A 5,977-nucleotide genomic window follows, 5' to 3' on the forward strand; every position below is an offset into this window, starting at 1 on the left:
AGCCAATCCGTACGACGAAGAGGGGCCGGCGTGGCCCGTGCCACGCCGGCCCCTCTCCGAGGTCCGTCCGGGTACCGCTCAGCCGTGCTGCTCCTCGGCGGCACCCTCGCCGATCACCGGGGAGGCCGGCGGGACCGGGGTGAGCGGTACGGCGACCGGGATCGAGGTGGCCAGGGTGACGCCCTGCCCGAAGTCGAAGGTGACGTTGACCGCCTGGCCCGGGCGGAGCGCCTGGTTCAGCCCGACGAGCTGGAGGAAGCTGCCCGCCTCCGGGTTCAGCAGCACGTACCCGCCGGCCGGCAGTTCGATGGTGGCCGGTGCGGCCGGGGCCGCCGGGGTGGCCTCCGGGGTGGGCGTGGCGGCCGGTGACTCGGTACCGGGCGCCGACGGGGTCGCGCCGGCCGTGGCGCTCGGGGAGCCGGTGGTCTCCGGGGTCGCCGAAGCGGTTGCCGAGGCGGTGGCGGCCGGCGCGGCGGCACCACCGAGGCTCACCGTGCGGGCGCTGTCCGAGGTGACGGTCACGGTCACCGCGCGGGGCGAGTCGTTGTAGAGCGCCAGGGTCAGCGGGGCGGTGCCGCCGGCCGGGTACCCCTCGGTGCTCGGGTACGCCACGTTGGCGTTGCGGATCTTGAACGCGTTGTCCGGGGTCTGCACGTTGACGCCGCCGATCGACGGCTCCTTGGCGGCGGTCTCGGCGACCTGGCCCGAGCCACAACCGGCCACCAGCAGGCTGGTCGCCGTAGCCAGGCCGGCCAGCAGCACGGCCGCCCGCCGGGAACCCCTGATCGAGCGCGTCACGTCGGTCCTCCTCGTCACGATCCCCGCCCGGAGCGGCACCCCGGGCGCGGTGGCCATACCCGCGCAGACCGGGATCCAGGGTAGTTGGGGCTGATCGAGCACCGCACAGGGACCCGGCAAAGCCGTCCCGGTGACCCGGCCGAAGGCGCTGCTGGCCGAGCCGACCCTGACAAACCGGTCAGACCACCCGCCCGCCGGTCACCAGCAGCACCACGTCGATCACCGCCACCAGCATCACCGCCCGGAACACCGCGACCGGACGACCGTCCGTTTGCTGGCCGGCGCGGGCGGCGTACCAGGTCACCGGCGGCACCACGGCGGCGGTGGCGACCGCGGCGAGGCCGGCCCCGGACGGCGGTCCCGGCGGGCCGAACACGAGCACCGTGGTCGCGGCGAACAGCAGGACGGTCGCGGCGATCCGGGTACCGGTCGGCCCGAGCCGGTGCGGCAGTCCACGTACCCCGGTCCGGGCGTCGTCGGCGAGGTCCGGCAGCACGTTCGCGAAGTGCGCGCCCGCGCCGAGCAGTGCGCCCGCAGCGACCAGCCACAGCGGCGGCACCGGGGCGCCGGGCAGGGCCAGCACGGCGAACGCCGGCAGACAGCCGAACGACACCGCGTACGGCAGCACCGAGACCGGAGTGGACTTGAGCGGCCAGTCGTAGAGCAGCGCGGAGAGCAGGCCGAGGGTGGCACAGGCCGCCGCCACCGGGTTGGTCAGCAGGGCGAGCAGCGGGGTGGCCAGGGCGGCCACCACCGCCGCGACCGTCACCAGGCGTGGGCTGAGCGCGCCGGTGGCCAGCGGCTTGTCGGCCCGACCGACCAGGGCGTCCCGGTGCACGTCGAGCCGGTCGTTGGTCCAACCGACCGCGAGCTGGCTGGCCAGTACGGCACCCGCCACCGCGACGACCCCGGCCACCCGGTGCCCCACCCCCCAGGCGAGCAGTCCGGCCACGGTGGTCACCGCCGCTGCCGGTTCCGGATGACTCGCTCTGACCAGCCTTAACACCGTTCGCGACATAAGGGAAGTCTGGTCGTTACCGGGGAGTCGTGCCACGCTCGACCCATGCCACATCAGGGTCCGGTGCCGCCCCGGGTGCTGCCCCGCAACGACCCCCGGCAGTACGACGACCTGGTCGACGAGTGGTGGCGACCCGACGGCGCGTTCGCGATGCTGCACTGGCTGGCCACGGCCCGCGCCGCCCTGGTACCCCCGGCCCGCCGGCCCGGGGCGCTCCTCGTCGACGTCGGGTGTGGAGCCGGCCTGCTCGCCCCGCACCTGGCCGGGCGCGGGTACCGGCACGTCGGGGTGGACCTGACCCGCTCGGCGCTGGCGCAGGCCGCCACGCACGGCGTGACCGTGGTCAACGGCGACGCGGCGGCCCTGCCGCTGGCCGACGGCTGCGCCGACGTGGTGACCGCCGGTGAGCTGCTGGAACACGTACCGGACTGGCGGGCCGCCGTCGCCGAGGCGTGCCGGGTGCTGGCCCCGGGCGGCACCCTGGTCCTGGACACCCTGAACGCGACGGCGCTGAGCCGGCTGCTCGCCGTGCGGGTGGCCGAACTTTTCCGGGGGGTACCCCGGGGCATCCACGATCCACGGTTGTTCGTGGACTCCCGCGCCCTGGTCGCGGAGTGCGCCCGGCACGGTGTGCGGCTGCGGATCCGGGGGGTACGCCCCACCGTCGTCGGTACCGGCCGGTGGCTGCTGGGCCGGGCGTACCCGGCCCTGGCCCGGCGTACCGGCCGGACGGCGCCGCCCCGGATCGTGCCCACCTGGTCGTCGGCGGTGTTGTACCAGGGTCGCGGGGTGAAGGACGGGTAGGGCGTACCGCACCGGGGTAAGGCACGAGGTCTAAGGGGGCCGGACATGACATCGGACGCACTGGATGCTGCCCGCCGGTTGGCGCCACGGCTCGCCGCCCGGGCGGGCGGACACGACCGGGACGGTTCGTTCCCGGTGGACGACTTCGCCGACCTGCGGGCGGCCGGCCTGTTCGGACTGATGGTCCCGCGCGCCCTGGGCGGTACCGGAGCCGGGTTCGCGCAGTACGCGGCGGTCGCCACCGAGCTGGCCCGGGGCAACGGCGCCACCGCGCTGGTGTTCAACATGCACGCCTCGGTGACCGGTGCGCTCGGCGCGGTCGACGAGGAGTTGGCCGAGGCGTTGGGCGTACCCGACGAGGCGCTGGCCGCCCGGGACCGGCTGCTGGCCGACGCGGCGCAGGGCGCGTGGTACGGCGTGGCGATGAGCGAACGGGGTGCCGGCGCGCGGCTCTCCCAACTCGCCACGGTGTACGAACCGGTCGACGGCGGCTACCACATCAAGGGCGCGAAGACGTTCTGCTCCGGTGCGGGGCACGCCGACGGGTACCTGGTCGCCGCCCGGCGGGCGGACGATCCGGCGGTGGTCTCCCAGTTCCTGGTGCCGGCCGGGGACGGCCTGCACGTCGAACCGACCTGGGACTCGCTCGGCATGCGGGCCACCTCCTCGCACGACCTGCACCTGGACGTGACGGTGCCGGCGGACCGGCTGCTCGGCGGGGTGGAAGGGCTGGCCCTGGTGGTGGCCCAGCTCATGCCGCACTGGCTGGTGGCCAGCTACGCGGCCGTCTACGTGGGGGTGGCCCGGGCCGCCGTGGACGCCGCCGCCGAGCACCTGACCGCCCGCAACCTCACCGGCCTGCCGGCGGTCCGGGCCCGGGTGGGCCGGGCCGACGCGGCGGTCGCCGCCGCCGAACTGGTGGTGGCCGAGGCGGCCCGCCGGGTCGACGAGGCGCCGGGGGACGCGGAGACCAACCGCTGGGTGTGGCGGGCCAAGCTGCTCGCCGGTACGACGGCGGCCGAGGTGGCGGCCTCGATGCTGGAGGCCGCCGGCACGTCGGCCACCCGGCGGGGACATCCGCTGGAGCGGCTCTACCGGGACGCCCGCTGCGGATCGCTGCATCCGGCCACCTCGGACGTCTGCGCGGACTGGCTCGGCATCGCGGCGCTCGGCGGCGACCCGGACCGTGACGCGTCGACCCCTCGTTGGTGACCGTGGAGGTAGTCCGGGTCGGCCCGTGCCGGGCGCCCGGGGCAGACGACGAGAGGTGGGAGCCGTGGCCGTGTCACCGGTGATCGCGGGTCTCGGTACGGCGTTGCCGCCGTCGACCGGGCAGCAGCAGCTCTGGGACGGGTTCTTCGCCCGGCACTTCCCGGACAGCACCCGGGCACTGGCCGAGCGGATCTTCGCCAACTCCGGCGTGACCCGACGGCAGGCGGCGGTGAACCCGCTGCTGGAGGACGTGTCGGACTGGCCGACCGAGCGCCGGATGCGGCGCTACCTGGTCGAGGCGCTACCGCTGGGCAAGGAGGCGGTCGGTCGGGCGTTGACCTCCGCCGGGCTGGACGCGGCGGAGATCGGTCTCTTCGCGGTCTGCTCCTGCACCGGGTACGTGACGCCGGGGTTGGACATCCTGCTCGCCCGGGACCTGGGCATGGCCCCGGAGACCCAGCGGATGTTCATCGGCCACATGGGCTGCTACGCGGCCCTACCGGGGTTGGGTGTGGTCAGCGACTTCGTGGCCGCCCGGGGCCGTCCGGCGCTGCTGCTCTGCACCGAGCTGACCAGTCTGCACATCCAGCCCTCCTCGGCCCGGGTGGACACCCAGCAGATCGTGTCGCATGCGCTCTTCTCGGACGCTGCGGTCGCCGCCGTGGTCACCCCGGGTGGCCGACCGGGGTACGCGGTCCGCGAGGTCGCCTCGGTCACCGACACCTCCACCGCCGACCACATGACCTGGGACGTCACCGACACGGGCTTCCGGATGGGGCTGTCGCCGAAGGTGCCGCAGGTGTTGTCGTCGCACGTCCGGAAGCTGGTGGACGGGTTGCTCGCCCGGCACGGCCTGCGGGTGCCGGAGGTGGACGGCTGGGCGGTGCACCCGGGCGGGCCGCGCATCCTCAACGTGGTGGAGCGGGAGCTGGAGATTCCCCCGGGCGGGCTGGTCGCCTCGCGCGCCACCCTGGACGAACACGGTAACTGTTCCTCGCCGACGGTGCTGCTGATCCTGGACCGGCTGCGCCGGGAGCCCTGCCCGCCGGAGTGGATCGTGATGCTCGCCTTCGGGCCGGGGCTGACCCTCTACGCGACCCTGCTCCAGCGTTCCCCGTCGATCTGAGGAGGGCGGAGGGGCGCTGCCGGCCGTACCCTGCTTCGTATGGAGCGGGGCACCGGTCGACGGGCGACGGATCTGACCCTGGCCGCGTTGGTGGTCGCTGCGTTGGCGGTGGGCGGCTGGTGGTGGGTCGGGAACGCTCCCGGGCCGGGCCGCGAGGTGCGGGTGCCCCGACCGGGCCTCGAACTGGCCGGCGAGCTGCCGCCCGGTATCCAGTTGCAGATCAACGCGGCGACCGGCGAGGTGGTCGGGGTGCGGCCCTGGACGGACCCGGACTGGCCGGACCGGGTCCTGCCGGTCCATCCCGACGTCGTGCTGCGGGAGGTCGTCGGGTTGGCCGACGGCGCGAACGGGACCTGGACGGTCCCGTCCGGGCCGCAGGAGCGGCTGCTGGTGCAGTACTCCTGCACCGGCTCGCGGCGGAACTCGGTGCGGCTGATGGTGGCCGGCCGGGTGATCCGGCCGTTGACGAAGATCGTCCGGTGTGACGGCTCCTTCGCCAGCGAGTACGTGATCGGCACCGGCGGGCCGGTGACGGTTTCCGTGTTCGGCCGGCGGACCGACGCGGCCCGGCTGGCGGTGCAGCTGGTCCGGACCCCCTGACGGCCGGCTCCGGCGCGGTACCCCGGGTCAGCCCAGGCGCGCCAGGTCGGCCCGGTACGCCTCGACCGGCCCGGCGCCGGGTACCACCCGGAGGACCCGGCCGGTGCGGTCGACGAGCAGCGCGGTGGCCGTACCGGGCTGCTCGGGAAGGTGCAGGAAGGCCCGGAGCGCCCCGGCCGGGTCGCCGAGGGAGCGGACCCCGCTGTCTGCCGGGGCCGGTACCCGCCCGTCGTCGACCACGGTGACCACGCGCACCCCGGCGGGTACCGCAGCCGCGGCGGCCCCGACCTGCCCGGTGCAGGTGCAGTCGTCCAACAGGATGACCACCGCCGGCAGCAGTCCCCGCAACGACACCGGCTCCTGCCGTTCGTCGGTCAGCTCCAGCGCGGGCAGCGTACGCCCCGGTACCGGGTCGGGGG

6 protein-coding genes and 1 pseudogene are annotated in these 5,977 nt (G+C 75.1%); 4 read left to right on the forward strand and 3 right to left on the reverse strand.

The features are described 5' to 3' along the window. Positions 1 to 78: 78 nt before the first annotated feature. Together GSF22_RS29420 and GSF22_RS29425 are read right to left on the reverse strand one after the other, a co-directional pair. Positions 79 to 798 (reverse strand): hypothetical protein, encoded by a 720-nt coding sequence (locus tag GSF22_RS29420; RefSeq protein WP_208817174.1) that lies wholly within the window; start codon positions 796 to 798, stop codon positions 79 to 81. Positions 799 to 976: 178 nt separating this feature from the next. Next, positions 977 to 1,816, reverse strand: coding sequence for a UbiA family prenyltransferase (locus GSF22_RS29425; RefSeq protein WP_208817175.1), 840 nt, complete (start codon positions 1,814 to 1,816; stop codon positions 977 to 979). A gap of 45 nt (positions 1,817 to 1,861) precedes the next feature. On the opposite strand from GSF22_RS29425, the gene GSF22_RS29430 reads away from it, so the two are divergent. From GSF22_RS29430 to GSF22_RS29445, 4 genes are read left to right on the forward strand one after another with little or no spacing between them, the layout of a single operon-like run. Continuing rightward, complete coding sequence (locus GSF22_RS29430) at positions 1,862 to 2,620, forward strand: methyltransferase domain-containing protein (RefSeq protein WP_208817176.1); 759 nt, start codon at positions 1,862 to 1,864, stop codon at positions 2,618 to 2,620. A 45-nt stretch (positions 2,621 to 2,665) separates the two neighbouring features. After that, positions 2,666 to 3,832 carry an acyl-CoA dehydrogenase family protein gene (locus GSF22_RS29435; protein WP_208817177.1) on the forward strand — a complete coding sequence of 389 codons (1,167 nt, stop codon included), beginning with the start codon at positions 2,666 to 2,668 and terminating at the stop codon, positions 3,830 to 3,832. A gap of 55 nt (positions 3,833 to 3,887) precedes the next feature. Beyond that, positions 3,888 to 4,958, forward strand: coding sequence for a type III polyketide synthase (locus GSF22_RS29440; RefSeq protein ID WP_208817178.1), 1,071 nt, complete (start codon positions 3,888 to 3,890; stop codon positions 4,956 to 4,958). Positions 4,959 to 4,997: 39 nt separating this feature from the next. Then, positions 4,998 to 5,558 (forward strand): hypothetical protein, encoded by a 561-nt coding sequence (locus tag GSF22_RS29445; protein WP_208817179.1) that lies wholly within the window; start codon positions 4,998 to 5,000, stop codon positions 5,556 to 5,558. A 27-nt stretch (positions 5,559 to 5,585) separates the two neighbouring features. On the opposite strand, the pseudogene GSF22_RS29450 reads toward GSF22_RS29445, so the two are convergent. After that, positions 5,586 to 5,977 (reverse strand): annotated as a pseudogene (locus tag GSF22_RS29450) (hypothetical protein); the annotation flags it as partial.

Source organism: Micromonospora echinofusca (genome assembly GCF_017614955.1).
Taxonomy (GTDB): Bacteria; Actinomycetota; Actinomycetes; order Mycobacteriales; family Micromonosporaceae; genus Micromonospora; species Micromonospora echinofusca_A.